At 56.3% G+C, this 25,743-nt stretch carries 21 protein-coding genes and 1 pseudogene; 17 read left to right on the forward strand and 5 right to left on the reverse strand.

Features of this window, described 5'->3' with window-relative positions; all coding sequences use genetic code 11:
- Positions 1-1,006 precede the first annotated feature (1,006 nt).
- Positions 1,007-1,519, forward strand: coding sequence for a hypothetical protein (locus H5V44_RS15920; protein WP_185194130.1), 513 nt, complete (start codon positions 1,007-1,009; stop codon positions 1,517-1,519).
- Here H5V44_RS15920 and H5V44_RS15925 read toward each other — a convergent pair.
- Positions 1,492-2,160 (reverse strand): DUF7509 family protein, encoded by a 669-nt coding sequence (locus H5V44_RS15925; RefSeq protein ID WP_185194131.1) that lies wholly within the window; start codon positions 2,158-2,160, stop codon positions 1,492-1,494. The genes H5V44_RS15920 and H5V44_RS15925 overlap by 28 nt on opposite strands.
- Before the next feature lie 112 nt (positions 2,161-2,272).
- On the opposite strand from H5V44_RS15925, the gene H5V44_RS15930 reads away from it, so the two are divergent.
- Positions 2,273-2,665, forward strand: a complete 393-nt coding sequence (locus tag H5V44_RS15930) for a winged helix-turn-helix domain-containing protein (protein ID WP_185194132.1) — start codon at positions 2,273-2,275, stop codon at positions 2,663-2,665.
- A gap of 343 nt (positions 2,666-3,008) precedes the next feature.
- The gene (locus tag H5V44_RS15935) at positions 3,009-3,440 is read left to right on the forward strand and encodes a TRAM domain-containing protein (RefSeq protein WP_185194133.1); all 432 of its coding nucleotides are present in this window, start codon (positions 3,009-3,011) and stop codon (positions 3,438-3,440) included.
- Between the two features lie 86 nt (positions 3,441-3,526).
- Here the strand turns inward: H5V44_RS15935 and H5V44_RS15940 are convergent, their stop codons facing one another.
- On the reverse strand, positions 3,527-3,997 hold the full coding sequence (locus tag H5V44_RS15940) for a hypothetical protein (RefSeq protein WP_185194134.1): 471 nt from the start codon (positions 3,995-3,997) through the stop codon (positions 3,527-3,529).
- Positions 3,990-4,799 (reverse strand): ParA family protein, encoded by an 810-nt coding sequence (locus H5V44_RS15945; RefSeq protein ID WP_246404073.1) that lies wholly within the window; start codon positions 4,797-4,799, stop codon positions 3,990-3,992. Before H5V44_RS15945 ends, H5V44_RS15940 begins: the two co-directional genes overlap by 8 nt.
- Positions 4,800-5,488: 689 nt before the next feature.
- Between H5V44_RS15945 and H5V44_RS15950 the strand changes: the two genes are divergently transcribed.
- From H5V44_RS15950 to H5V44_RS17670, 3 genes and pseudogenes are all read left to right on the forward strand, one after another.
- Positions 5,489-6,106 (forward strand): transcriptional regulator, encoded by a 618-nt coding sequence (locus tag H5V44_RS15950; protein WP_185194136.1) that lies wholly within the window; start codon positions 5,489-5,491, stop codon positions 6,104-6,106.
- Positions 6,103-6,678: a hypothetical protein gene (locus H5V44_RS15955; RefSeq protein WP_185194137.1), complete on the forward strand. Its 576-nt coding sequence runs from the start codon at positions 6,103-6,105 to the stop codon at positions 6,676-6,678. Before H5V44_RS15950 ends, H5V44_RS15955 begins: the two co-directional genes overlap by 4 nt.
- 130 nt (positions 6,679-6,808) lie before the next feature.
- Positions 6,809-8,485 (forward strand): annotated as a pseudogene (locus tag H5V44_RS17670) (transposase).
- A 273-nt stretch (positions 8,486-8,758) separates the two neighbouring features.
- Here the strand turns inward: H5V44_RS17670 and H5V44_RS15965 are convergent.
- On the reverse strand, positions 8,759-11,005 hold the full coding sequence (locus tag H5V44_RS15965; protein WP_185194138.1) for an amino acid permease: 2,247 nt from the start codon (positions 11,003-11,005) through the stop codon (positions 8,759-8,761).
- A 386-nt stretch (positions 11,006-11,391) separates the two neighbouring features.
- Here H5V44_RS15965 and H5V44_RS15970 point away from each other — a divergent pair, with 386 nt between their 5' ends.
- The 8 genes from H5V44_RS15970 (at position 11,392) to H5V44_RS16005 (ending at position 19,447) form a co-directional block, all read left to right on the forward strand.
- Complete coding sequence (locus H5V44_RS15970) at positions 11,392-11,850, forward strand: universal stress protein (RefSeq protein WP_185194139.1); 459 nt, start codon at positions 11,392-11,394, stop codon at positions 11,848-11,850.
- A gap of 57 nt (positions 11,851-11,907) precedes the next feature.
- Positions 11,908-12,660, forward strand: a complete 753-nt coding sequence (locus H5V44_RS15975; protein ID WP_074791299.1) for an Lrp/AsnC family transcriptional regulator — start codon at positions 11,908-11,910, stop codon at positions 12,658-12,660.
- A gap of 5 nt (positions 12,661-12,665) precedes the next feature.
- The gene (locus H5V44_RS15980; RefSeq protein WP_074791297.1) at positions 12,666-13,361 is read left to right on the forward strand and encodes a potassium channel family protein; all 696 of its coding nucleotides are present in this window, start codon (positions 12,666-12,668) and stop codon (positions 13,359-13,361) included.
- A gap of 7 nt (positions 13,362-13,368) precedes the next feature.
- Positions 13,369-15,015, forward strand: a complete 1,647-nt coding sequence (locus tag H5V44_RS15985) for a TrkH family potassium uptake protein (RefSeq protein WP_185194140.1) — start codon at positions 13,369-13,371, stop codon at positions 15,013-15,015.
- A gap of 251 nt (positions 15,016-15,266) precedes the next feature.
- A complete protein-coding gene (locus H5V44_RS15990; protein WP_185194141.1) occupies positions 15,267-16,943 on the forward strand; it encodes a transposase in 1,677 nt (558 codons plus the stop codon).
- Positions 16,944-17,438: 495 nt separating this feature from the next.
- Positions 17,439-17,837 carry a MarR family transcriptional regulator gene (locus tag H5V44_RS17675; protein WP_246404061.1) on the forward strand — a complete coding sequence of 133 codons (399 nt, stop codon included), beginning with the start codon at positions 17,439-17,441 and terminating at the stop codon, positions 17,835-17,837.
- Positions 17,838-17,843: 6 nt separating this feature from the next.
- Positions 17,844-18,200, forward strand: coding sequence for a type II toxin-antitoxin system PemK/MazF family toxin (locus H5V44_RS16000; protein ID WP_246404063.1), 357 nt, complete (start codon positions 17,844-17,846; stop codon positions 18,198-18,200).
- Positions 18,197-19,447, forward strand: a complete 1,251-nt coding sequence (locus H5V44_RS16005) for a phage integrase SAM-like domain-containing protein (protein WP_185194142.1) — start codon at positions 18,197-18,199, stop codon at positions 19,445-19,447. The genes H5V44_RS16000 and H5V44_RS16005 overlap by 4 nt, the downstream gene beginning before the upstream one ends.
- 317 nt (positions 19,448-19,764) lie before the next feature.
- Here H5V44_RS16005 and H5V44_RS16010 read toward each other — a convergent pair whose 3' ends face one another.
- Positions 19,765-20,535: an IclR family transcriptional regulator gene (locus H5V44_RS16010; protein WP_185194143.1), complete on the reverse strand. Its 771-nt coding sequence runs from the start codon at positions 20,533-20,535 to the stop codon at positions 19,765-19,767.
- 987 nt (positions 20,536-21,522) lie between these two features.
- Between H5V44_RS16010 and H5V44_RS16015 the strand changes: the two genes are divergently transcribed.
- The 3 genes from H5V44_RS16015 (at position 21,523) to H5V44_RS16025 (ending at position 25,699) form a co-directional block, all read left to right on the forward strand.
- Positions 21,523-22,488 carry an IS1595 family transposase gene (locus H5V44_RS16015; RefSeq protein ID WP_185194144.1) on the forward strand — a complete coding sequence of 322 codons (966 nt, stop codon included), beginning with the start codon at positions 21,523-21,525 and terminating at the stop codon, positions 22,486-22,488.
- Positions 22,489-22,591: 103 nt separating this feature from the next.
- Positions 22,592-23,545, forward strand: coding sequence for a mannonate dehydratase (locus H5V44_RS16020; RefSeq protein WP_185194145.1), 954 nt, complete (start codon positions 22,592-22,594; stop codon positions 23,543-23,545).
- A gap of 735 nt (positions 23,546-24,280) precedes the next feature.
- Positions 24,281-25,699, forward strand: a complete 1,419-nt coding sequence (locus H5V44_RS16025; protein WP_185194146.1) for an ABC transporter substrate-binding protein — start codon at positions 24,281-24,283, stop codon at positions 25,697-25,699.
- The last annotated feature ends 44 nt before the right edge of the window (positions 25,700-25,743 follow it).

The following is a 25,743-nucleotide window of genomic DNA, read 5'->3' on the forward strand; positions in this document are numbered from 1 at the left end:
CTTAACCGTGCCCGCGTCTGGGATTTCCCACTCTGTGTCCTCGGTACCACTATAATAGCTATCGTCATCCCGAACAACGAAATAAAGCGTGTCGACTGCTTCCGAGAATGCCGCTGCTCGGGAAGTCTGGCGGACGAACCTGCCAAACGGCGTCGAAGCCTTCCTCAGCAGATCACGGCACGAAAACGTTCTCACCGCCGGCGGCAACATTAGTGATTCACAGCTCACTGATTCAACCGTATACACAGGCATCCACTTCTGATTCAAATACCACCTATACCACGTCGGACTCCTTACTGATGACGGATCCGACACCAAAGCCGACATACTGGACGATTCGTGGCCACGCCACCATCTACTCAATTCAAAATAAAAGTTCTACACCCACTTGATCGTCGACTATGCCGTGGATATACGTCGGATCGAGGCCTCAAACAGGGGCTCTCAACGATATCTGGGATCCTCAGATAATTGCCAGAGTGCTGTAGGTTCGTGTACATACCCGATATAATCAGCAGCATATAGCCGGTCAAGACGCTTGGTTACTGTAGGTCGAGAAAGGTCAGTGGTTGCCGGAAGGCGCACCTGTCGTGGTGTATGCCTTCCGTCCTATCGAGGAGCCGACGTTCCAAATTGGGTATGCGAAGTGTGCTGATGGGCGGTACGTGCCGTCGGAGTGCTTCACGCTCGGTGTGCGTGAGTTGCTTGTTGAGGGGCGTGTCGGTGTGTGTTCGGATCAGGCGACGCAGTCGTCGTGGCCGGTGCTTGTTGCCCCGGAACCGGTGGCGGTGAGCGCGGCGTCAACGAAGTCCGTGCAGTGGCTTTCAAACGAGACGCGAGAGCGCGTGCGCGACAGGGGTGTTGAATCTGAGCGAGTGCCCGAACTGGACCCAGATCGGGAGCGTGATGAGCCGGCGTCACTGGTTGATCGTGTACTCCGGGTCCGGGTCGCGGAGCGCTGTGCGGAGCTGGGTGCGTGTGAATCTCCGTGCGGGGGTGATGCGTGATGTCGGACGTGCCGGCGTTTGATGATGAGCATTTGGAGATGGATCTCACGATTCCGGAGAGTGAGGATGAGGTGACGTTCCCGGATGTGTATGTGGGGTTGGAGATTGGGTTGTTGGCGCCGGGGGATGGGATCGTGACGGATCGACATCACGCGCCGGGGGAGCGGTACAGGCCGGATGATCCGTTGAATCAGACTGAGGGGCAACTCACGTCGTTCCAGATGTCAGGGTGGTTGCGGCACGGCTGCGAACGTGTGTTGCAGGGTGCTAGAGCGACGGCGTGCTATCCGGGAGAGCCGGATGCGGAGTTTATGTTGGATGACGTGTACGAGCGTCACAAGAAATTGTCCTATGTTGAGGTCAGCGGTGTCGATTGGGCTCGTGTCCTCGGTGTAGATCCGGACAAGGTTGATCTCGTGTCTAAAACGACTGAATTTCGCAGCAGCTCCCGCGAAGAGGTCTTCCCGGGTGACCGCGAGGCCGATCAGTCCAGACAGTCGAGCGAACCGTAGAGTTCCTCGTTCTGAATATGTGTACAGAACTGTGCGCAGAGCCGACAGCAGTCCGCGGCATCGGTGAACGCCCGGACACTGGCATCCCAGCGCGCGTGGACGGCGCCAAGCATCGCACTTCGAACCGATGGTTCGGTCGCGACCATAACCCGTCGCGCACGCGTTGGTGGCGTTGCATCGGCTGCCGGCCCCTGCATTCCAGCTGTTGATAGAATATCCTCGAGGACGCTCCCGATCTCGATCCCGACACCGAGGTTGTCGCCGACCTGTGGAGCGATGAAGATCGTTGCATTACTCGCTTGCGCAAAGGCGATACTCTGTGTGGCGGCATCCATCTCGTCGAGCGGAATCCCGACGTCGATTGCGAGGAAGGCATTGAAGCCGCGGTCGCGGAGGCAGTCCCGCGTTTCCTGCAGGAGCCGCAAGACCTCGTCTTCGGCGTACTCGCCGCTGGTATCGTCCCACGTCGCAAACGACGGGGCATCGGTTTCGACATCGGCGTCCGCCGGCAGCAGCGCGTCGACGTCGAATGTCCGATATGGGCCCATCAGATAGACGAGAAACTGTTCCCGCCGAACTGGAGCGAGCGCATCTGAATCACCGGCGGCACGGGGGAGATTATCGATAATCCGTTGCCGCATTCGACTCGTTGATTCGGAATGGCTGTATATAAATATCGATGTTCTCAGAAATATTCTAGTCGAGAACGACTAAGTACGTGGCGTCCCAACGTAGAACCCGAGGCACCCTCAAATGTCCGAAACCGATCGCCAGCCAACAGAGGAGGTTCGTCAGCCGGAACCACCGCTTCCCGAGGATAGCGGGCTGACGCTCGAGGAGTATCTCGCGATGCAACAGGCGATCGGCCATCCGACGCGGTTCCGGATCCTCCGCACGCTCGTCGCCAACGACGAACTGAGTGCTGCCGATCTCAAGGCCGCGGTCGATGTCGAATCCCACAATTTCCACTACCATCTCGACGAACTGGTCGACGTCGGGCTCGTTGACAAGCGCCAGCGACGGACCGCTGACAGCCAGGGTTTTTACACGTACTATCGGCCGACGGCAATGGGGCGGGGTATTCTCGAGCACGGTGTCGAGGAGCTGATGCGCCGTGAACGGGAGTTCAACGACGCTTATTCGTAGGTTGTCGTAGGGTTCTCTGTCCCGGTCGGTGATCCAGTTACCCTCTCGAATTCTTGTTGAGACCACAGTATGTCACGGAATTAACCAACAGACTGTCTGATGAGTCGATGTGTTGGTTAATTTCTTTCGACGCGATGTTTGTAGATCCCGTGTGGCTGTACGAACAAGATCGCATTTTTTCACGGTTCAGTAGTGGCAGAACGGTGGCTTCACAAGCGGTCCGAGGCGGATGCACGGGGCTTGCCCCCGAGGTGGTGGACTAACAACCGACAGTACAGGAGGTCACTATCTTATGCCGCTTCCGTGGAGTTAAGTTCTCTACTAGCCAGGTATAGACTATCGAATGGTCGAAATTCCGGACTCGCTTCGCTCTGTTTTCAGCGCGACTGTTCACGAGCGTGACGGGACATACGTTCTCGAGGTTCCGTCCGGAGAACTCAGCTATGACGCTGTCTCTCTCGGAGAAACGTATCGGATCGCTGTCTTTGACGCACCCACGTCGGCGCAGGATGAGCACGAGTCCGCGTCCGCAGATCGTGCCCAGTCTGACCGTCAGCGTGAATTTTCTGAGCCGCCTGTTGAGGAGGGTGAAGTACGCGAGGTGACAATCGAAACGGTCGGTGACCAGGGTGACGGGATCGCGAAAGTCGACCGCGGCTACGTCGTGATCGTCCCCGATACCCAACCCGGCCAGCAGCCGACCGTGGAGATCGAGCAGGTGCAACAGAACGTCGCGTTCGCCAGTGTGGTTGCGTCTGATTCTCGTTCGCTCTGATTACGTACCTCTGGCTATGTATCGGTCCGAAGAAGGGATTGAGTCGTATTAGAAAAAACTTGATCTGTGAGCCAGCGAGTTAGTGTTCAGTCGTCTTTGAATTCGTCAAGGACGTACTCTTCTAGTTCAGGATGATCGAGTCCAGCGCGTAACAAGCCCTCCATGAAGTGCTTGTGTTTCTCGACTTGAGCCTCATCGTTCAGTGTCCGCTGAGCATTGAACTTCTCGAAGCGATTCTGCACAGTCTTTTTCAAGTCGGGAGTTACGTACAGCGGGAACGGGGAGCGAGACCGGACGGTGCCTTCTTCCGTCTCTGACTCTGTCCCGTTCCCAGTTTCGTCATCCTCAGAAGACTCATCTGTAGATTGCGTAATTTGCGTAGATTCCGTATTGTCTGGGGACGATGCTTCGCTGGCATCACTATCCGAGGCAGATTCTGTTTCAACTTCATTGCTGAGCTCCTCTGTGTCTCGCTCTTCATCCGCTGCGTCACCCTTGGTCCCCTTGATTCGATCCCCGAGCATCTGTCCAAGGGCGTCGTCGTCCTCTTCAGGCATAGTGTCCCTCCACGTGGTCGGCGAGGCGGTCGTAGATCTCCCGCACTTCCTCGGCCTTCTGATTACGGTGGCGGTTCGATGGCTCGAATTCGTATACTGAATGCCCTTGGTTGAACGCCCCTTCGATTGCGACGGTCTCTGGGACGATGAAGACGTTCTCTTCGCCGAGGTTATCCAAAAACCAGTCGAGGCGGTTATCGCTGATTTTGTTTCTCGTCACTGCGTTCACGACTGCGCCGACGATGCCGATATCGCGCTGGAATTCTCGTTCGAGCTGGGTAATCTCCTGGGTGAGGAGATTCATTGAGAAGGTTGCGATCGAATCCGCTCGTGAGACAAAGAGAACGTTTTCTGCCGCGAGAAGTGCTCCGTCGGCGAGTGGTCCAAGGTTCGGTGGCGAATCGATTAGCATGTAATCGTAATCGCTTTCGACCTCATCAAGGATCATATCGAGTCGTTCGAGCGACCGGTTTGCCGACCAGAGTTCACGTTCGAGCTTGAAATTACTCCCGTGAGCAGGAAGGACATCGAACTCCTCGTGTGACTGTATAATATCGTTAACCTCACTAAACCGCTCGAAATCGAGCATAAGGTCGTACAACGAGACGGCGTCACCGCTCACGTAATAATCTCGGAAACCGAGTGTGATTGTAGCGAACCCCTGTGGATCAGCGTCGACGAGCAGGACGTCGTTCTCATCCGCGAGCGCTTCTGCGTACGCGAGTGCCCCACAGACATTGATTGTGGTGGTTGATTTCCCAACGCCCCCCTTCTGCATCGCAACTGTGAGCCTATTCGCCATCTCGATCACCGTTGATTGACGTGCTAGCTCGTGGGGTACACATAGTCTGTGCATTTCGTGATTTACGTATATTCCGTATTGCGTGGTGGCTCTGCAAATTGCGTAAATCACGAATTGTACGCAATTGACGAAAGCCACGAAAATTACGACTATCTCGAATTTTGCGTAATTTGCGCACATTACGATCACGGCCTCTGAATTGGATAGGTCTTTGCGGGATTGACGGGCTCTCCCTTCGTTTTCCGCTCCACATCAGTGGTGGCATATTTCGTAATTCACGGAGATTACACATAAATCTGTGTCAGACGTCTATTTCGTAGATTCCGTAAATTACGAGTTATACGTAATCTGCAGTTGTTGAACAACCACCCTGACTTGGACAGCGAGATCCAGTGCAAAAGCTGGGCGGGACAGACGAGATCGTCTCACGGCATTCTCTAAGTTCCAAACCGGTATGATTAGTCCCCTCGCCGTCCGTCGAAAATCGGGGTAAATGAGTTGACCACAGCTGATATCCTTTGGCCTGAAGCGACGCCAGGCAGTAGCTGAGGCTGGATGTCTCAATGCATATGGCTCGATCGGCCGTAATCATCTACCTTGTTCTGTGAGTTGTCGTAGATTCCCTGCGATAGGAGATAGCCTACAGACCCCAATATTTAGTGTTTCGAGTTTCGTAACTCTATACAACAATGTCCTACGACACGGACCACGTCCAGAATGCAGGTGGAACTCCTGAGCGAATCACGGGTATCCATACGTTCACGGATCTTGTAAATAACGTCGCCCTTGCCGCCCTCTATACGAATATCCGCAGCAAAGGGACTGCGACCGGTCCTGAACTCGTCGACGAGGCGGCAGTCTCGAAGAAAACTGTCTACGACTATCTCAGTACACTCGCCAGTGCAGGACTTATTACCGACATCGGCGAAGAGAACGGCGCGACAACCTACGCCGCCGAGGACTTCGAACTGACCCTAACGGTACGAGACGTGGCAGTGTCGATTACACCGTCGCTGGTGGCGGTACTGAGCCATCGAGACGAATATCCTGTCATCGACCGCGTCCTCGAAGAACACGGCCTGTTGACGTTTGCTCTCGCACACGATCTCGTGATGGATCATCACGAAGGAGAAGTCACCATACGCCAGATTGGGGACCTCACAGGCCTCTCCTCCGGGATGACTTACGACCTCGTCGACGCCATCTACGCGATTCGGGACTTCGGTGAGAGTGCGTCCAGCCCAGAGACGTACACTCCATCCACCGTCGACAGTAAGCAGCACAACGGCGACGAGACTGAGGAATGAGCGCGGGCGAACACGGCCGGGTTTACACGGCCAACATCGTCGATACAGTCGTCTTTCGGAGTCTCGGGAAACACCCGAACTCACATCTCGACAGGCTCAAAGATGCCGTCAAGCAAGCACAAACTGAGATTTGGGTTCCAGAACTCATCTACGAGGAACTGGCAGACCACGGCACAGATGGCACGACGAACCCGTATCTGGATCACGGAATCGACGACGGGTGGATTCGTGTCGTATCGCTACCAGATCCAGAGAGTGACTCGGCTGACGCCGAGTCCGGTCCCACTATGGAGGCGTGGCAGGAGGCCAACCACTTCCTCAACCAGCATAGCAAGTATCCCACGACGAACAACCGGCGAGATGGAACGATAGTAGCTCTCGGAGTCCACCTCTTCGAGCGGAACAAGCGGATTCGCGTCATCACGCATACCGCCGACGAACTGCTGGCGAAAGCCTGTGCAATCATCCCGCCGGAGTTCGGCTACCACGAGGTTGTATCACGATACTACCATCCGCCTGCGACTGCGAAAGAGCAATTCCCCACAATCGCCAGTCTTAGTTGGGATCAGTAGTACTCTCTCGGATCGCGTCCCATCTAGTCGTAGATACCGTGTCTCTCCCTCGTAAAATTCTACTGGACAGGGGGGTAGAAACGCGATACAGAAAGACGAATTCTTGGCTTCGCCTGTGCGAGGCTCCGGTGTGGCTTCGACACGCGACAGTCGTCAGACGGTATTTCGACAAATCGCGCGCCGACAGTACCGTGATTGGCCATCCTACGCAGAAGATCCGGTCTGTGATCAGTCCACGCTCGCTGGTCTGGAATCAGACATCCGTACCGTTGCAGAGACGTGGTTCGGACACGACGCCCACCACTCTGTCGAGGAGTTCGTCGCTTCTTTCCCCCTGGTATATTTAGGGTTTGAAGCACACGACACCTACTCAGGGACTCCGCGATACGAGATAGAGGCCCTATCTCGCGTCTTCTTGCTCAAGGAAATCCACGGCTTCGATCACGAGACTACGCTAGTCGAGTACCTCGAATGTCGACCCGATTTCGTCGACCAACTTGGACTTGAGGCGATTCCGGATCAATCGACACTGTGGCGAAGCTGGCACGACCGGTTTACTGCAGAGTTACGCGAGACAGTCTTGACGGGCGCTCGGATGATCCTCATCAAGGCGGATAACGAGGGTGTTTCAGTCCCACGCGAGCCTGAGAGACGCACCCAGCAGCAGAACAATCGCGGAAAGCAGGATTTCCCCGATGATCGGACTGTCTTGGAACAGGCGGGTCGAATCACCGACTATGTCAGCCGTGTTGTCTTTCCGGCGTTCTCGCTGGATCGGGGTGAGGGCTGTGAGATTTACGAGAACGCATACTGGGGCCTCCAAACGTATCTGGGCCTTCGCGAAAATTTGGCTGCTAACGAGGGCGCTCGCAGCTTCGTCTACGAGTCGACGCGGGACAGGACGCCGCTGGGTCACGCCCATCGCGAGCAGATTCGCGATTTCTCGATTGAAGAGGTGCGAGCGATGTACCAGCAGTCCATCACTCGGCTCCTAAACGAAGTTTCGGAGACAGAGCAGTTCTTTCGAGCCGGGGTGGTCGCAATCGAGATTACCGAAGCTGACCCGTTCAGCGACGATAGAACGGGCTACGAAGACGAGATCATCGGGACGAAGGAGAAGACCGACGAATACGCCTACTAGTGGGCGACGGTCCAGCTGGTCGGGAATGCCGTCCCGCTGGTCCTTGATGCTCGCCTGGTACGGAAAGGCGAGTCACGACTGGAAATCATCGAGGACTTGCTCGATTCGGCTGAGGACCTCGTCTATGTCGATAACGTCCTGATGGACCGGGAGTTCGATAGCCAGCACGTCCTGGAGATGATCAGCCAGCGCGGGCTCTCCTACGTCGTGCCAAAGCGGATGCAGACCAGCGAGAAGGCTCAGGCGAACCGATTGCTCCAGCGTGACCAGGACCGATACGAGACCGACTGGAAGCTCCACCTCGGGAAGAACGAATGGCACGAAACAACACTGATCTACCGGCGGAAAGAGGACTCCGAGCACGACGACCACCGGCAGTATTCGGTGTTCATGACGAACCGGGGGAGCGGACACCTTACGGAGTATGGCTACCGATGGGAAATAGAGAGCGGCTATAGATCGATAAAGCGGTTCATGGCGGCGACGACGTCGAAGGATTTCGGGCTGCGGTTCTTCTACTTCGCATTCGCCTGCCTGTTGTACTCAATCTGGCGGGCTGTCGATCTGCTCGTACAGGTCGAATTGACTGGGGAGTACGAGCACTCACCGGTGATTACAGCGGACAACACGCTGACGCTGCTGAAGAAGGAGACTGAAATCGGGTAGTGAGGAACTCTATTCGGGTTAGCGTGCCGTCTGAGTGGCTACACTATTGGAAGTCTCGAAAATTCGCCCATACGATTGGGAGTATGACAAGAATAGCCGCTTGGAGAGCCATCTGGGGCAGTTTCCGCTGACCGAATCGGTCAAATTCACGCATCACAGCCCTGCTAAACCCCCTGTAGTCTCAACTTCCAATGGCCGACAGTAGTTGAGACCGACCATCCCAATGCATATGGAATGTATTCTTTGCAACTCCAGAAAGAGAATCATGGAACCCTATCGACCTAACAGACGCTGTCGGAGCGAGCGAGTGTGTGGTCGTTCGGCGAGTAAAACCGTCGTATCGAGATCATCAAGGGCGGATATGTTCAGCGATCCGCCCACGACTCGAGAGAGCAAACCACGCTCTGTTGCTCCCACGATGACCAGTGTCCGACCGGCCGATGCGTTCTCGATTGCAGTTTCCACGTCGCCCGTCTCAATCAATAGTTCGGCCTCTTCTAACTCGTGATCGGCGACCCAGTTCTGAAGAAACTCTCGGCCCGAGGTCGGATTATCGGCCACATGCAACACCGAGACGTTCGCACCAACTGTTGCTTGAAGCGCCTTTGCGACCTCCGCGGACAGGTCTGAAGAGTAACCACCAGCAGTCGGCAACAGGATTTCACTTGCATCGAATCCGCGCTCATCGAGAACGAGCACGTCACACGGTGGTTCGTGAAGCAACTCGTCGAGGGGGCCTTCGGCACGGCGTCCGGCCAAGCGCGTCCCTCGGTGGCCCATAATCAGCCTGTCAATGTCGTGCTCGTGGGCCGCGTCAAACACCTCCTTGAGACCTTGATGCGAGAGGATCGTTCGAGTCTCGATTGGGACTCCGAGATCGGCAGCATCGGTTTGGGCGTCGGCCAGCAACTGCTCGGACGTCTCCGGCAGGCGCTCACGCTGGTCAGCGGCGGCTGTAAGCGACGTCTGGTCTGGTACTTGAATAACGTGAGTCGCAAGGAGCCGTCCGCCATCGTTCCTCGCGAGCGCCGCCGCTAACGTGATAAGCGCGCGTTCCGTCCGAGGATTGGAGAGCGCAACCATCGTCGTCGGGATGTCGGGTTCTTCACCGGCGCCGTCCGGAGCAACGGTCGCTGCTGCGTTGACCACGGCTCGGGGAAACTCCTCTTGCCGGTTCAGAACGTGTCGGCCGAGGAGCCCTTGGTTCTCGGTTCGACGACGTGCATACGCGAAGTACCACACCAGTGCTGCGACGACGAATACCGCCGAGAGGAGAAGTTCGCGTTGGCCGACGAACGCCAGCAGCCCGATCGAGAGGATCATTCCCAGGATCGGCGTCAGTGGATAGAACGGGACACGGAACGCGGGCTCGTATTCAGGATCGGTTTCGCGGAACACGATGAGTGCGGCGTTCATCAGCGCGTAGACGACCAGATGAAGGACGCTCGCCGCCTTCGCGAGGACTTCGATGTTCTGTCCGAGAAGCGTAATAAAGACGACGATCATCGCACCCGTGACCAGAATCGACCGGTACGGCGTCGCGTAGGAGGGGTGAATTTCGTTGAGCCAGTTGGTGACGATCCGGTCGCGACCCATTGCGAAATTAATGCGTGCCGACGCGAGAATCGACGCGTTCGCGCTCGAGGCTGTCGCCAACAGTGCACCCAGTGTCACAACCGTGACGGCGATGCCGGCTAACCCACCGGGGAACGCGACCCGAGTAGCCTGCGTGAGGGGTGCGGTCTGACTCAATTCGGGCCATGGCACCACACCAAGCATAATGCTCACGAGGACCGCGTAGGCGATCATTACGACGGCAACGCTTCCGATGACGGCTCGCGGGAGATTCCGGCCCGGGTCCTTCAGCTCCTCGGCGACGGTCGCGATCTTCGCGTACCCGAGGAACGAAACAAAAATTAGTGCCGTCCCGGGAAGGATCGCTCCATACCCGAGGGGCGCGAGTCCGCCGTCGCCGAGCAGCGTCCCGAAGTCGAACGAGAGCCACCCCTGGATCGCGAACAGCGCGAGGATCGACAGCAGAATCGTCACGATAATCGTCTGAACGCCGCCGGTCTCCTTGGCGCCGATGTAATTGACCCCGACGAAGACCACACCAGCGATGAGCGCGCCCACTTGGATATCAGAGAGGAACAAGACACCCGGGATCGGGAGCAGTGTGGTAAGGTACTGGCCGAATCCGATACTGTAGAACGCACTCGCGAACGCCAGCCCCATCCAGTCACCGAGGCCGGCGATCGACCCGAATAGCGGACCGAGGGCACGATTGACGTAGTAGTAGCCGCCGCCAGCTTTGGGCATCGCGGTCCCGAGTTCCGAGACCGACAGTGCATTCACCATCGCGATCGACCCGCCGATTACGAACGAGACAACAACGACGGGACCAGCCGTGCTGGCTGCGACGCCGGGCAAGACGAAGATACCGGCACCGATCATCGTTCCGATCCCGATGGTCAGCGCCGAGAGCAGCCCGAGGTCCTTCGCGAGTTCCTCGTCACCCATCAGCTCCTCTCCCGTTCAGTGAGCGCCGTCCGCTGAGAAGGGTTTACCAGACAACACGTCTCATCCGGCAGATAACCTGGGTGACCCGGTCCGATACGGTTCCCCTTCCTGCGTGTGCAACGCGTGTCACAATCCGCAGCCAGTTCGCTGTGCATATCTGGCTCTCCGAGATAAAACAATTTCAAACCCTCGATTAGAGTGTAAAACATAATATTGGCCACTATAATTTGGATTTACAAGATAAAGACAAATTTACTATACAAACTTTAAGACGGTCGACCCGTCAGTTGCGCTATGCACCACACCCCGCTGTCTCCAGTCAGGTCTGGCGACCCAGCGTTCAACAGTGCGGTTACCGGGACCCGCTTAACGCGCGGTGATCCGGCATGAGTACGGGCGTATTCAGGCGCATTCTTGTCCCAGTCGCGTCCGAATCGGACGCGCACGCGACTGCTACCGCGGTTCGGCCAATTCTGAATGGTGACGGGGGTACCGGCATATTCGTGTACGTCGTAGAGAAAGCTGGCGGCGCCCCGGACAAAGCGTCGGTCGAACAGCAGGAAACATACGCTCAGAAGCTGTTCGACGGTGTTCACACCGTGCTTGAGGGGCAAGGTCTCTCGTATGAAACAGACGTTCTATATGGAACTGACATCGGAGAGGCGATCATTGAGGGAGCACACGCTCATCAAGCAAACGGGATTGCGTTCACTCCCCGCGGTGGGAGTCGATGGCTCAAGCTTCTCACGGGGGATGTCACGGAAACGCTTGTTTCCTCAAGCGACCTGCCGGTTATCGTCCTCCCCGAGGCTGACAGTGCTTCCGGGACGAGGTCTCCACGATGAATTAGGACTTTCAGTAAGAGAAGCCAGATATATTGGTGCTACCCAAATACACATTCTATGGTATACGGACTCGACGATATCGACCGATCGATCCTCTATCATCTCTCTCGGGATGCCCGACGTAACTCGGCCACAGATATCGCCGACCACGTCCGGGTATCCGCCCAGACGGTGCGCAATCGAATCAAACAACTCGAGGAGAGCGGTGTGATCAAGGGGTATCACCCACAGATCGATTACGAACGGGCCGACGGTCTGCTTACGAACCTGTTCATGTGTACCACGTCGGCGAGCGACCGCGAACGTTTGGCCCGACAGGCACTCCAGATCCCCGGGGTGGTCAACATCCGTGAGATTATGACCGGACACACCGATCTGCGGATTACAGCTATCGGCCAGGACACGGACGAGATTTCACAGATCGCCCGGGCGATTACTGATCTCGGTATCGACATCGAAGAAGAGGATCTGGTTCGACGTGAACACGTTAGCCCGTACCGGAAATTCGACTCAGATGGCGCACAACAGGGGCCAGCGATCACGGACTTTCTCAGTCTTGCCGGGGACGCGGAGCTGCTCGAAATCACCGTCGAGGAGGGAGCCGACATCGCAGGCAAGACGCTCGAAGAAGCGAACGCCAACGATCTCCTCGATGAGGACGTGCTGGTAATTACGATTGAACGAGACGACGTCATCATCACCCCCCGTGGGAAAACGACGGTCAAGGCTGGCGACGCGGTCACATTACTGCTCCGAGGCGATGCCGATGCAGAGTTTGGAACCACGTTCGGCGCTGGCGCGGAGGACTAATTTCGATGTATCTCGTCGTCGTGGGAGCGGGTGATATCGGAACGCCCCTCATCGAGATCGCGACCCGGGACGGGAACGAAGTCGTCGTCATCGAGCGCGACGACGAGCGGGCGGAACAGGCCGCGACGGACTACGACTGCCTCGTCATCAACGACGATGCCACGGTGAAAGACACACTCGTCGACGCTGGGACCGACCGCGCAGACGCCCTCATCTCGACGACCGACCAGGATGCAACCAACATCATGGTCTGTCTGCTAGCCAAAGAACTCGACGTCCCCGAGGTCGTCTCGGTCGTTCACAATCCCGACCACATGGGCATCTTCCAACAAATCGGGGTGAATACCATGGAAAATCCCCAGCGACTCATCGCCGAATACCTCTATCGGGCGGTGAAACGGCCGACAATCGTCGATTACATGGGCGTTGGCGAGCGGGCTGAAGTGTTCGAGATTGATGTCGGCCCAGACGCAGTGGTAGCGGGTCAAACGTTACAGGAGGCCGCCGAAGCTGGCCTCATCGGTGAGGACATCCTGCTCGTTGCGATCGAGCGAAACGGGGAGGCAGAGCCGATAACACCCCATGGCGGAACGACTCTTCACGCGGGCGATCGTGTGACTGTCTACTCGGCTATCGGAGCGACGCCCGACGTAACGGACGTGTTCGGGCACTACGAGAACCACAACGGGGCCGACTCGTAGTTACCCGATGGCCCGGAACCGAACGATCCACGGGGTCCCAGTAGACCTCGCAACCATCGTGCGGGACATCGGTGCACTGCTTCTCATGGAGGCGGGTCTCATGCTCCTCTCGGTGGGAATCGCGTTCGTGTTCCGCGAGTGGTACACGGCCGCTGGCTTTCTCGTTGCGAGCGGGGCGACCGCTCTCGTTGGATACGGCACTCGTCGACTATTCTCCGAGGCGCCTGACCCACTAATGAAACACGGGATGATCATCGCTGCCGCGGGCTGGTTCGTCGTTGCGTGCTTCGGTGCCCTCCCCTTCCTGTTAAGTGCTTATGTGACACCGGAGTCAGTACAGGCGGCGTACGTCCCTGCAGGTGCCGAGTATTCGACATCGAGCATCCAATATTTCACGAGCCCCCTCCATGCGCTGTTTGAGTCGATGAGTGGCTGGACCGGGAGCGGGCTGACGATGGCCGCCCACGAGCCGTCGCTCCCGCGGACAATCCAGTGGTGGCGGTCGCTCATCCAGTGGGTCGGGGGCGTCGGTGTCATCGTGCTCACCGTCTCCGTGCTCGAACGGCCCGGGAGCGGGAGTTACGCCCTCTACCGGAGCGAGACCCGCGAAGAGAAGATTCATCCGAGTATCGTCTCCACTGTTCGGACCATCTGGCGCGTCTTCCTGCTGTACACTGCACTGTCCGTCGTTGCGATGGTGATCGCGATTCGACTCAGTCCGTACGGGAGTCAGCTCTCGACGTTCGAAGTCGCTTGGCAGGGGCTCAATCACGCGATGACCGGTCTCGCAACCGGTGGGTTCTCGGTGACCGACAACTCGATCGCGACGTACAATTCACCGCTCATTGAGGGCGTTCTTCTCCCGATAATGACTCTTGGCGCGATCGCGTTCCCTATCCACTACGCGATGCTCAAAGACCGAAATCCGAGGCGACTATTCGATGACGTTCAAACCCGCGTGCTGTTCGGGTTGTTTGGACTTGGTGTGCTTGCGCTCAGCGTGCAGAATCTCAGCACTCTGCCGGTAGCGGAGTACGGTCGAGCAGTAGGGATTCCCCCATGGCTCGGGGTCTCCCCCGCACAGTTCGACGCGATCCGGGATGACACGTTCCAGTTCATCAGCGCACTGACCTGCACCGGGTTCCAGTCCTCGCCGATTGGGTCTTGGAGCGCTGGCGGAAAACTCATGATCAGTGGGGCGATGGTGCTGGGCGGGGCAGCCGGGTCGACGGTCGGTGGGATCAAACTCATCCGGGGATACACCGTGCTTCGCGGGATCCGCTATCAGTTTTCGCGGGTGTTCCTCCCAGCAAACGCGATCGTAACGACACGGATCGGCGACCGTCGTTTGAGCCGCGAACAGATGGAGCGTGAGTTCTCAGAGGCTGCGATTGTCGCATTACTGTGGGTCCTCCTGCTCGGGCTGTCGAGTCTCGTATTGGTGAACACCGTCGGTGTCGGGTTCGACTATGCCGACGCGCTCTTCGAAGTTGCGAGCGCACAGGGGAACGTCGGGTTGTCGACCGGGATTGTGGGACCGTCAATGAGCCCCCTCGCTGAGGGAATGTTCGTGCTGAACATGTGGATCGGTCGGCTCGAAATCATCCCCGTACTCGTTCTTACCCGGGCGCTTCTCTATGGGTTAGAGCCCTGATCACATCGAAGTCAGCACAAAAGCCTGGGTGCTACCCTTCCGAGTAACTCCCGCGTATGAGTTCGCTCATCGGAAACACTGTCTCAATCCAGAGGATACACAGACGTGACACACGGACAGACATTCGTTCTACGAACTCCCAGAGAGTGTCTGAGACTCCCGTGACTCGTCAATAAAATGGGGCAAGTCGTCTTCAGAATCTCTTGTTGATGTAAACGAGTTCTTGAGCGCGTATTGCTCAGTATCTCGTAGTGGGTTCGACTCGTGTGTCTCGTCGAACTGTCTTTCGACGTATCGCCCAGCGACAATACGGTGAGTGGCCGGCGTATGATTCGACACCGCTGTACGGTCGCACATCGCTTGCCGGACTGGAATCAGATATCCGGACAGTCTCGGAGACGTGGTTCGATCACGATAGTCACGACTCCATCGAGGAGTTCGTCTGTGCACTCCCCCTGGCCTACTTCCGGTTCAGCGCCCACGACCGATATGAGGGGTCGCCACGCTACCGGATGGACACCCTCTTTCGGGTGTTTGTACTGAAAGAACTCCACGGGTGGGAGCACGAAACAGCACTCGTCGACTACCTCGGAACCCGTCCTGAACTCTGCGAGCAACTCGGTTTCGAGACGATTCCAGACCAGTCGACACTGTGGCGAAGCTGGCACGAGCGGTTTACCACTGACCTCAGGGAGACTGTCGAGACGGCGGCTCGAACGATCCTCATCAAAGCACAGAATGCAGGTGTCGCGGTTCCGCGTGAGCCGGCACGAAAGCTCCGATACCACGGGAACGAGTCCGGTGAGTCAGACCCGGATGATCAAACTACGTTGGAGCAGGCAGAGAAGATTACCGACCACGTCAGCCGCATCGTGTTCCCGGCGTTTTCGTTGGACCGTGGGGACGGCTGTGAGATCCACGAGAACGCCTACTGGGGCTTGCAGACCTATCTCGGACTCCGTGAGAGACTGGCTGCGAACGAGGGCGCTCGTAGCTTTATCTACGAGTCGACTCGGGAACGGACACCGTTGGGTCACGCTCATCGCGACCACATTTGTGATCTCTCTATCGAGCAGATTCGCGAGATGTACCGACAGGCGATCCGGCACCTCATTGAGGAGGTTGCAGAGACGGAGGAGTTCTTCCGCGCCGGTATCGTCGCCATCGATATCACTGAAGCTGACCCCTTCACGGGCGATAGAGAAGGCCACGAAGACGAGATTATCGGAACGAAGGAGAGCTCCGACGAGTATGCATACCAGTGGGCGACAATCCAACTCGTCGGCAATGCCGTTCCAATAGTCCTTGATGCGCGGCCAGTCCGACGGGGCGAGTCACGCAAGGAGATCGTTGAGGACTTGCTGAACTCGGCAGATGATCTCGTTCACGTCGATAACGTGCTGATGGACCGGGAGTTCGATAGCCAGCACGTTCTGGAGATGATCGGTCAGCGCGGGCTCTCCTACGTCGTTCCCAAGCGGATGCAGACCAGCGAGAAAGCCCAGGCTAAGCGGTTACTCCAGCGAGACCAAGACCGCTACGAGACCGATCGCAAGCTCCATCTCGGCAAGAACGAATGGCACGAGACGACGCTGATCTACCGCCGGAAAGAGAATTCCGAGCATGACGATCACCGGCAGTATTCAGTATTCATGGCGAATCGGGGCAGCGGGCACCTCACTGAGTACGGCTATCGGTGGGAAATTGAGAGTGGCTACAGGTCGATCAAGCGATTCATGGCCGCCACTACGTCGAAGAATTTCGGGCTTCGATTCTTCTACTTCGCGTTCGCCTGTCTGCTGTACTCTATCTGGCGAGCCGTTGATTTGTTGGTACAGGTCGAGTTGACTGGTGAATATGAACATTCGCCGATCGTGACGGCCGACAACACGCTGACGCTGCTGAAGAAGGAAACCGGAATCGGATAGCGAGGATCTCTGCCGGTGGTAGCGTGCCGTCTGAGTGGCTACACTGTTGGAATTCTCGAAAGCCTGCCCATACGATTGGGAGTATGACAAGAATGGTCGCTTGGAGAGTGATCTGAGGTAGTTTCCACAGATCGAATCGGTCAAATTCACGCATCACAGCCCCGCTAAGTCCACTGTAGTCTCAACTTCGGCGTTTGCGGCTTTGGTATAGCGTTATATGATTTATAAAGTTAGTGAAATCCATATTTCGGAGAGTAAGACCTCTCTAACATAGAAATACCGGATATGAGACCTCTACCTCTGTTGGTTTTGATTAGAGTGGTAATCACGACCACTTTGAAGTACCCCGCCGCCGTCGGGGAAGCACGAAATGTGGAACCGCACGAAGAAGGCCTCGAACCCGGGGAAAAGCCGGCGAACACCGCCATCCTCCAGTCCGTGTCGAAGATGCTGTCGATAAGACCTAATAGCTTCTAATACAAACCAATACTCAAGATGCCCATCTCGAAAGACGAGTTCCGCTCTATCGACGACGACGGGCCCTCGCTCCCCGACCTCGCGCCGGACACCACCCAGGGCACGGTGTACCGCTTTCTCCTCGAGCACGCCGACCAGGCGTTTCGCCAGCGGGAGATCGTCGATGCTGTCGACGTGCCCGAGGGGAGCGTCGGCCCCACGCTGAAGCGCCTCGAAGAACACGGCCTCGTCGACCACCGCGACCGGTTCTGGACGATCGCCGACGCCGAGCACGCGGTCGCATCGGCAGGCCTTCACGGCGCCGCCACGGCCGACGACATCGACGGTGGATTCTCCGACGACGACGTCGAGGCCTGGATGGAGACCGCAGTCGACCCCATCGAGTCAGAGACCGAGCAAGACGACGAGGAGTCGTGATCCCGGATGGCTGACCGCGGAACTGTCGTCTGGGCTCCTGATCCGTTCAAAACGGATGGTGGGAATCCCCGGCCGTGGTTGGTCGTCTCCGGTGAGCAGATGCCCTATCCCGACGAGGAGTCGATCGCCGTCGCGTTCACGACGCAGTCCCACCACGCCGGCAGCTTCGCCGTGCCGAGCGAGGCGTGGGTCCGCGGCGAACCGGGCCAGCAGAGCTACGTCCTCCCCTGGACGCTCGCCACACTGAAAGACGACCTCCACGTCGTCGGCCGGCAGGGCTCGGTCACCGACGAGTTCACCGACCAGGTCACGACGGCCACGATCTCCTACCTGGACAATTCGGAGGCTGCTGACTCTGTATGATCGACGATTCAACCGGACAAGAGCCCGCAGCACGACTGTTGCGGAGTTCCTTCGACCGTTATCTTCAGGACAAGGGCAAGGGTCGCGGCGGCGAGGGCGGGAACTACCGCCGGAACGCCGCCCGTGAGCTCGACCGGTTCGCGGAGTGGGCCGCCGGCGAGCGTGGTGATGACGATTGGACCGGGATCACTCCCGAGGACGTCGACCGCGATCCGACTTTCGAGGAGCTTGACGAGCGGGTCTTCCGTGAGTATGCCCGCCACCTCGACGGCGATCGTGGGCTCAAGCAGAACACTGTACAGACCTACTACGCATACATCTCGGCGTGGTGTGGCTGGTGCGTCAACGAGGGGTATCTCGAAGCACACTACGCCCAGCGGGCGAGCGCGACCGCGCCGCTCCCTGACGACGACGGACGGAAGCCCGGTGACCAGCAGGCCTGGACGCCCGAGCAGCGCCACACGCTCACCCGGTACGTCGACGAGCAGGCACGCGAGTCCATCGAGGCATACACTACTCTTCCCAGTGACGTGGACCTACTCGACAAGCAACGAGCCCGGTACGCGGCGCTAAAGGCGGCCCGTGACCGGGCGCTCGTGGTCGTCCTCGCGTACACTGCTGTCCGCGTTGGTGAGCTCCTTCGGGATCCTGGTGACCCACGACGCCGTGGCGTCCGGTGGGAGGACATCGACCTCGAGGACGGGAGTATGGATGTCTACCGGAAGAAACAGCAGTGGGACGCTGCTTCTCTCCCCGATCCTGTAATCTCCCCATTACGGAGCTACCGGAAACTGCTGGACCCGCCGACGGAACGGTGGCCCGTCTTCCCGACACTCGATCAGCGGACGCTCGCAGAGCTCGTACAGGAGGAGTTAGCCGACCGGGGAGAGCCATCGAAGGCAATTGACGAGCGACGTGGGGAGTACGCTCGCGACCTCCTGCTGGCGCTGGACGATGACATCCGCCCGCCGTCGATTACGACCGATGGTGCCCGCTCGATTCTCCAACGACTCTCGACAGCCGCGGAAATCGACATTGACCATCCGAAACACGACTATCTCGCACCACACGGCGGTCGCCGGGGGATGGGTGAGGTTCTCGTCCGGGCATTTGGATATACTGTGGCTGCCCGTTACCTCGACAACTCGGAGGAGATGGTTCGTGAACGATACTCCCATATCGAGGCCGGTAAACTGGGAGACACAGCGACGGAAGCTATTAATAAAATAAATGATGACCTTGCGTAGGTGACTCCGGTATACTGGATTCGATGATTACCGTGTCAGCCTCAAACCTCGGCTGAGCCTTCTTCAGTAGTAACTCTGTGCAGTTACAATCGGGCTACAGACAATGTAGTTGATTCCGGTTGGTAAGTTGGTCTCGATCCAGTGACTTAGTCGAAACCAGTCAAATTAACAGACGTACATCTGTTATTTTACCGGTCGACGTGTCCGAAGCCCTGGTTCAGTAAGCTCACTCGAATTGTATAAACGACCGAATGGAACGTTATAGCAGAATAGTGTTCCAAGAGTTCAGAATTGTTAACTATGGGTTTATTTGTCCACTAGTAAGTGAGGTCCACCTCGACCATCTGGGCGTTCCGGCGCAACTGATCGGGAATCTCGGTTTTGAATGTCTCCCCGTGGATTCGACTCGTCGGACCTGCAACCGAGACCGCTCCGACGAGTTCGTTTGTCTCCCGGTTCCGAATCTCTACGGCGACACCTCTCATCCCTTGAATACGCTCCTCATCGTCAAAAGCGACACCACGTTCTCTGATTTCCTCAAGTTCCTGGTTGAGTTCCTCCCGGTCTGAAACCGTGTTTTCGGTGTATCGTGGTAATCCGTGACGCTCGATAACGGAGTCAACGTACGCCTCGTCTTTCCCCGCTAACATAACCTTCCCTGTTGCCGTGCAGTGCATCGGAAACCTGACTCCAATATGAGAGTCATACGTGACAGCCTCGTTCCCTCTGACCTCGTGGAGATAGATGGACTGCCCTCGACTCATTGTTGTGAGAAGCGCAAGCTCACCAGTCTCCTCAGCCAGCTGATTGACTGCCGAGCGAGCAGCCTGGTAGAGCCGGTGATGATCACGGGCAAAGCCGCCGAGCATGAGCGTTCCGATACCGATGTGGTACTCGTCCGTTTCCGAGCGGACGTAGCTGAACTGTTCGAGCGTCCGCAGGTGATTGTGGATTGAACTTCGTGAAAGGTCGTGACGTTCTGTGAGTTCACTTACAGTTGCGCCGTCTGACTTGACGAGTGACTCCATAATCTGACAGGCTGTCTCGACTGCTCTGATCGTTTTTCCCTCGGACGCATTGTTCACCATAGTAACTCGTATCTATACTCATAGTTCATAATTGTTGTGTGGGTGACTTGCTTTCGTCACAGGCCTTTACAGAGTATCCTATTCACTACCCACAATATATAATGATGAAATATGATATATTTAATCTGTGAATGGACTAATTTTACCTCTAGTAGTTTGACTAACACCCTTAGTACATTATCCTACACTAGAAGAAAACCAAGGGGGAAGCTGACCCGGTTGAATAGTAGTGAGCGTGTCAACTTCGGCGGAAAGAACCAAGCAACGGTACATCAGCGACTCAACAATGCTCGGCCGCGTGGTTGAGCAAGCACGGAATAAAAAATACTCTCGCGGAAGATACGCCGACGGAGCAGCGTGTCGAGATAGTGTTCTTGTACCACGCCGGCCTGTCGTATCAGCACCTGAGAAGGTGATTGAACGTTCGTATGCGGTCTTGTGTTAGTGGTCTCACAGGCCCGCGCAACTGTTTGATACGGACCCCGCCTTTTAATGAACGAAATGGATAAACGAAGCTGAAAGTCGAAAACTCAGAGGTCTGCGTTGGGTATCGATTGATATGAAAATTCAGAGGTCATCCACATCAGAGTACTACAAGATCAATCTTACCTCAATGCGTTGCTTTTCAACGAGCAAGTGTTGAGGTGCTGTCACGGTGATTCTGTAGTCCTCATAAATCCCGGTCCGTGCGGTCCAACTTGCTGCTTAATCAGCTCGGAATTTGCGAGTCGCGTCGAGAATAGTGGCGGAACGGTCTCTGGTCGAAGTGTGGTTCGGCTTGCCGAAATACCCAACCAGGCTCTTCCACGAATGGCTCTCCCACTATACCTCCTGGTAACCAGTCGACTGCTGGGTCAAGGTCTTCTTTAAATTTTATGATGAAATGTTCTAATATTTACACCCCCTGCCGTTACAAAGGTGGCTCTTACCGAACTGAGTGAAACAGCTTCGTGAAGATTAGGGCATCCCGCCGTTGCCACGTTGAGTATGTCAACACAATCGGCCTTCGGCGGGATGCTTCAGCACCTTGTTGAGCTCACGTCAATAGTCTTGCGCCCAGAGCCGCTCGATACGGAGATCGAGCGGCGCTGTAAGCAGGCGTGGGAACAGGCCCCCTGTCCAGAGTGTGGCGACACCGCTAACCAGTCCGGGGACGGCAGTCCCCGGATCTGGTGTACCAACTGTCGCTACGGGTTCACCTACACCCGCAACACGCCCTTCGAAGGGCGCACGCTCACGCCTGGCGAGATCGTCATCGCGTTCGTCCTCTACGCCGACACGCTGCTCAGCATCCACCAGATCGCCCAGCTCTTCGAAGCCGTCTACGATACGATCCACACGACGATTCGAGAGGTAGAAGCCGCCTTCGAGCGCGGCTTCTACCTCGTCTGGGAGCGCATCCAACACACCATCGATGGGCCAACCCAGATCGACGAAACTGGCCACAAGTGCTCTGGCTACAAGGGCCAGACGCCGCCGCGGGACGGCCTCTCCCGCGGCGGCTCTGGAGAAGGCGGTCGATCACGGTGGGAAGGAGCGCCAGGTGATACGATGACGCTGATCGGTGCCTGTCGTGACGTACTTCGGGTGATTCGCACCGAGCCAGGCGCTCGACCGGAAGAACTCAAGCCAGCCCTCGACGAGGTCGAGATTCTCTCGGGGAAACTCGATGAGGTCTGGCATGACGGGTGGCGCGGGTACGCGCCACTCGTCTACGAGAACGAGCAGACCGTGGTTCACTCCGAAGCGTTTGTTACTGATGACGGCGTCCACATCAACCAAGTCGAATGCCTGTGGTCACTGGTGAATCCGTGGCTGCAGAAGTTCCGGGGCCTCTCCAAGCCCGGATTAGAGCAGTCCGTCCGAACCTACGGGTTCGTACGGACGCTGAACCTCGCTGGAGCACCACTACACGGCCTTCTTGACTGCTTCGTCGTCAACGTGTTTCGCTGAGTTATGCAAGAGCCACAAAGGTTTATAATCGAATATATACAACATCTCTATGAGCACTTATCGGTAGAATTGAACATAGCTGAATACATACAAGGAGGATACGATGGTTAAACTCTCACTTACACTTCCGCCAAAGCCTGATAACCGGTGGCAGCTCGCCAAACAGATCGGTGTCCAGTATGCGGTCGTTCATACGCTGGAAATCGGCGACGGGTCACGGTTCTGGGAGTACAGCGAACTGTTAGGGATGAAAAATTGGTTTGAGAGTGCTGGGCTGTCGATTTCGGTCATCGAAGGTGGTATTCCATTAACGGATACAACTAGATTGGGACGTGACGGCCGGGACAAGGAAATAGCCAAATTCAAACAGTTTTTGCGTGACGTAGGGGATCTCGGCATCCCGATCGTCTGTTACGACTGGGTGGCAGGTACCCGGTGGGCCCGAACCAGCGCCCATCAAGAATCCCGTGGCGGCTCACTGGTAACAATGTATGATGATCGTAAGATGCCGGACGACAGGGACACAACGATAACGCGAGAGCAACTGTGGGAGAACTTGGAATACTTCCTTGACAAAGTGCTCCCGGTAGCCGAAGATGCTGGGGTGACGCTCGCCTTACATCCAGATGATCCTCCGCGTGAGAGTCTGGGAGGTATGCCACGAATAATAAACAGCCCGGAGGCGTACAACCGGTTGTTTGAGCAGTTTCCGAGCGAAAATAACGGTATGACATTTTGCCAGGGAAACTTTGCCGCAATGGGTGTGGATATTCCCAAACAAATTCAACACTTCGGGGACCGAATCAAGTTCGTCCACTTCAGAGACGTCGATGGAGATGCAGACCACTTCGTCGAAACTTGGCATGACGACGGCCCAACAGATATGCTCGCAGCGATGCGTGCTTACCAGGATATCGGCTTTGAGGGACCGATGAGACCGGATCACGTTCCAACAATGGCGGGCGAGAATAACTCAAATCCTGGCTACCATACTAAAGGTCGACTCTTTGCGATAGGTTATATCCGTGGTCTCCTTGAGCAGGCTGATGCTTTTTAACTGTTGTACGCCTTCGGGTAAGCGATTGTTGATGAAGCAACTGGTTTTAATCAGAGCTCGGATTCACCCCACGAATTCCGTAATAAAACGCTCACCAAGATAAGTAACAACCGAACTGCTGGATCAGTCGTATATATTCGCTCGTCGGGTGAAAGGTTGTCTCGATGATTGAGCCTCTTCGACAGAGCTTCGACGACCTCTAGCGTACCAGTATGTTGCTTTGCGCGCACGCGAGAGGGGTAAAGAGACATTCCCCGCGGTTTCCTTATTGATGGGACCCCCAGACAGCAAGCGGAAAGCTCAGTCCCTGTTCACTTGGCCTACAGCCGTCCTATAGGGCACTGTCAAGCCGAGTCTCTCGGCCATCTGCTCCCGTGGCGGATGATTGGATGATCGACTGGTGCCTGGTATTTAGTCGCTCAACCAATGTGTCATAACAGAATCCAGGGTCGGCGAGAAATCCAGCGACGTCGAACGGCAGAGTGGCGACCTGGCCGAGCAGTGGCTTGACCGAGTCGCTTTTCGATTGATCACCACGGATCATAGTGACTGCGACGACGAGGCACGATCAAGAAAGCCCGGGTAGGCCATCCAGAATTTAATGCTTCCGCCCTGCTTGCGCAATCGGGTATCCGGGAGTATATCTACTAACCGTTACTTGATTGCTGAACCCGTTATGTAATCTCTACACACATCCACTGGATGCTCATACCGACAACAATTGAAACTCTCCAAATGATCTCAGTCTATACTAATAAATATGATATTTCTATCAAGATTTATATATCTACAGACCTGGATGAATCAAATATGTCACAAAGAAACGTGACTGATAGCCGTCTCACACGCCGAAGAATCCTCAAGACGGGGGCTGGTTTAGCGGCGGCAGGAGGATTTGCTGGATGTTCAGGACAGGATTCTTCGGGTGAGAACACAGATAGTGGGACTTCAACTGAGGGAACCTCGGGTGGTAGTGCTGGCGAGATCGAAATTGTCCACCGCTGGAACCGCGGAAAAGATGGACGAGCGATGGCTGCGCTCCTTGAGGGGTTTGCACAAGAACACCCAGATATCTCGGTCCTTGAGAATAGTGTCCCGGCAAACAACGACGGTCTTGGGACAATTATCCGTGATCGGATGCTGAATGATGATCCACCGAGTACGTGGCAGAATTGGCCTGGCAAGGCACTTACCGAATTCGTTGAGGCGGATCTTCTCGGCGATATCGAAGCGGATGTATGGGACGAGGCGGGATTAAAGGATAAGTATAAATCGGGGCCACAGAGAGCGGCTCAAGTCCAGGGGACATACGTAACAGTCCCGCTCAATATCCACCGACTTAATCCGATGTTTTATAACATTGATGTCGTTGAGCAAGCCGGTGTGGACCCCACTTCTATCAATAGTCCTACCGCACTGAAAGAGGCAATGGATAAAGTTGAGTCCGATACGGACGCGGCTGGTATGTCCAACTCAACGAAAGCCGGTTGGACGGTACTACAACTTTGGGAGACACTCCTGATTGCGACTGCAGGACCAGACGGGTATGAAGACATTGTGGGCGGGAATGCAGGTAATTACCAGGATGCCATTCAAGAAGCACTACAACTTACTGCGGACTACAGCCAGTACTTCACTGACGACGCCGGCAGTATCGAATGGCCCGCTGCCGCCCGCAAAGTAGTCAGCGGAGAGGCTGCTTTCTTCCAGCACGGGGACTGGGCCGCGGGCATATTCCTCTCACTTGATGACTTTAATTATAAAGAGGATTGGGATTTCGTGGCCTTCCCCGGAACGGAGGGGTCGTACTCGGTTGTGATGGATAGTTTCCCCTATCCCGCACCCAACCGATCACCAGAAGCCTCCAAAAAGTTCCTCCGGTACGTTGGGAGTACCGACGCGCAAGAGCGTTTCAACCCAATTAAAGGATCCATTCCGCCGCGAACGGATGTCTCACTTGATCCGTTCAGCAGCTATCAGGCCGACGAAATTAAGTCATTCCGTAATTCCGATGCACAACCGCGAGCAATGGCTCACGGGCTCGCTCTCGTGCCCGGAGCGGCTAGTGATATGAAAAAAATAATGTCTGACTTCGCCGCTAATTGGGACGCCGGTTCTGTTTCAGACCGGGTGATGGATATTTTAAGTGGATAAATCCGTACTGTACCCTGTATTAGCTGCCAAATAAAATGATATCC

The organism is Halobellus ruber (assembly GCF_014212355.1).
Taxonomy (GTDB): domain Archaea; phylum Halobacteriota; class Halobacteria; order Halobacteriales; family Haloferacaceae; genus Haloquadratum; species Haloquadratum rubrum.